This is a genomic window from Streptomyces sp. NPDC002144 (assembly GCF_053593695.1).
Window position 1 is genome coordinate 1 of the sequence record NZ_JBSFDB010000155.1, and the last position, 2,202, is coordinate 2,202.

The 2,202-nt window shown below is 67.2% G+C and carries 3 protein-coding genes; 2 read left to right on the top strand and 1 reads right to left on the bottom strand.

Annotated elements, in window-relative coordinates; genetic code table 11:
• Positions 1 to 191 (top strand): hypothetical protein (locus tag ACWCQ1_RS52015; protein WP_451030122.1); only part of this gene is annotated, 191 nt, incomplete at its 5' end.
• Positions 192 to 577: 386 nt separating this feature from the next.
• A complete protein-coding gene (locus ACWCQ1_RS52020) occupies positions 578 to 913 on the top strand; it encodes a hypothetical protein (RefSeq protein WP_451030123.1) in 336 nt (111 codons plus the stop codon).
• A gap of 143 nt (positions 914 to 1,056) precedes the next feature.
• Here ACWCQ1_RS52020 and ACWCQ1_RS52025 read toward each other — a convergent pair whose 3' ends face one another.
• Positions 1,057 to 1,485, bottom strand: coding sequence for a restriction endonuclease (locus ACWCQ1_RS52025; RefSeq protein WP_451030124.1), 429 nt, complete (start codon positions 1,483 to 1,485; stop codon positions 1,057 to 1,059).
• Positions 1,486 to 2,202: the final 717 nt, after the last annotated feature.

A 2,202-nucleotide genomic window follows, 5' to 3' on the forward strand; every position in this document is an offset into this window, starting at 1 on the left:
TACCCCGGACTCCCCGAGAGCGCCCCCGCGCTCCCCAACACGACGAACACTCCCACCAGTTGATCGGCTACACCATCACGCGGGACACGACCGCCCTGACCGTGTCGGGCAGCACGGCAGCAGCTCTGGCGTCCGTTTTCGGACTGTGCGCGGGTATGTCCCCTTGCGTGCGCCCGTCGTATCCGACCTAGCGTCTCGATCTTGTCGTGACGCCACCGATGCGACGCAGGGGGAGAACCCGTGACAGAAGCAGCACAAGTACTCAAGGAACTGGTGGAGGCCTGGAGTGTGCAGATCGACTCGACCGGCGCGTTGGCGGGAGCCGTTGCCGATGCCGCCGCGAAGGACGACAAGGAACGACGGGAGGACGGGCGCGAACCGCTCCGGCGGAAGCAAGGGTTGAGGGCGTTACCTGCCACCGAGGTCGGCCCGTCAGTCAGGCTCACTCCGTGGGAGGTGCTGCACGCGCTGGGGCGTGCCACTGTGCTGTCCCGGCAGGGAGCCGGGCGTGGGCTGGCTGAGCACTGGGGTTGTCTGAAGTACTGCCAGGCACTGGACGGGAGCCCCTGGTCGGTATATGGCGCTGTCGGAGGAAGGGTTGAACCCCAGGCGCCACTACAAGACCGTGCAGTCCGGCGAGTTGGGCATCGGATTCGCGCTCGCCGTCGCCGAGCAAGCGCTCAGGAAGCGGTACCCGGACCACTTGATCTCGGTCGTGGACGCGGACATCGCCCTGCAGGCGGGCTGGGCGCTGGTGGGCAAGGACGTCAAGCGACGGGACTGGGTGAAGTTGCGCCCCGACTTCCTCCTGGAGGCGTGGAAGCCCGGCGAGCGTCGACGTCCTGGTACGAACCCAGGACGCTGCCCGTCCACAGGCCGTCCTGCTCGACCGCGGGCCGGACGAAGGCGCTGACGCAGCACGGCACCTGCGCCTGATGCTGCACCGCCGTCGGCTCGTGGACTGCAGCGACGAGAGCGGTCATGCCCTGCGGTACCCGGCGTGGCGACTGTACGACACGAGCACCCGCTGACCGGTGAACGGCTATTGGGCGCCGGTCACTTCCCGTAGGCCTGCTTCCAGCGCGCCCGGTGACGGGAGTCCCCTTGGCCGCGACCGTTCACACGGCTCAGCGCCAGCAGGGACGCTCCGTTGTTCCACAAGCCGAGGTGATCGCGGTGCACAGCGAGAATGCCGTGCTCGACGGCGAACCTCTCGGAAGGACGGCTGAACTTGGTGGTCGTCACAAACACCGCCACGTCGGCCTGGAAGTGGACCTTGGCACCCAGCAGATCACGTAGCTCACGGCTGGCGATGGTGCTGCTGGGCGCGTACCGCTTGCACTGGATCACAAACGTCCGGCCATCCGACAGACGTCCGACGACATCAGCACCGTTGTCGTGCGAACCACCCACTCGCCGGACCTCCGTACACCCGTCCCTACGGCACAAGTCGGCGACCAGCTCCTCGAACTCGGTGCCCGTCATCGCATCCACCTCGGCCAGGGTCCGTCGACCGGCCTTCACCGCCTCGTCCTGGCGCCAACGGCGGTCCCGAGCACGCACCCTCCGATCCGTACGCCACAGCCACCAGCCCACGGCTCCGATACCGCCAAGGACCACACTCCCAACGACGTACGGCCACACCTCCGACCAGAACACCATCAGCACGATCAGCAGCCCGCCACCACCGAGCACGATCGGCTTCGCTCCTGTCGCCCGCCCACGACGACGAGCCGGATTCCGTCCACGTTGAACAGCCATCTCGCCCTCCCCCGAACCTTCCTGAAGCGAGAGTCTCGGCAACGCAGGACAAGCCCGGAAGAGCGCAAGCCGGCCATGGCCGATTCGACTCAGCCAGACCCAGGACTCGGACGGTCACGCGAGCGTAGAGGCGGGCCCTGGCCCCCTAACCGATCCGCCCGCCCGCTCGCCACGGCTCGTGCGCCTCTTCCAGGCCACGCAGGACGCATCCATGTCGAGGCACCGCTCACCGCCTGCAGACGACAGCCCGCCGCATTGGTCCGCCAGCCCGATGCGCCCCCGTAAGCCGGTTGGGCTGTCACCACACCCCCAATCTCACATGGGTGCGGCTCTTTTGAAGTGAAGGGGGAGTGTAGATCTAACGGCGGATCCGACGATCATGGGAGTGACGCCAAGTGACTGATACCGCCGTGGAGTTGGAGAGCGTGGAGCCTGTCGAGA

What these genes read in the sequence shown, in the direction of transcription:
- ACWCQ1_RS52020 (WP_451030123.1), top strand. Translation starts at nt 578, where the DNA reads ATGGCGCTGTCGGAGGAAGGGTTGAACCCCAGGCGCCACTACAAGACC.
- ACWCQ1_RS52025 (WP_451030124.1), bottom strand. Translation starts at nt 1,485, where the DNA reads ATGACGGGCACCGAGTTCGAGGAGCTGGTCGCCGACTTGTGCCGTAGG.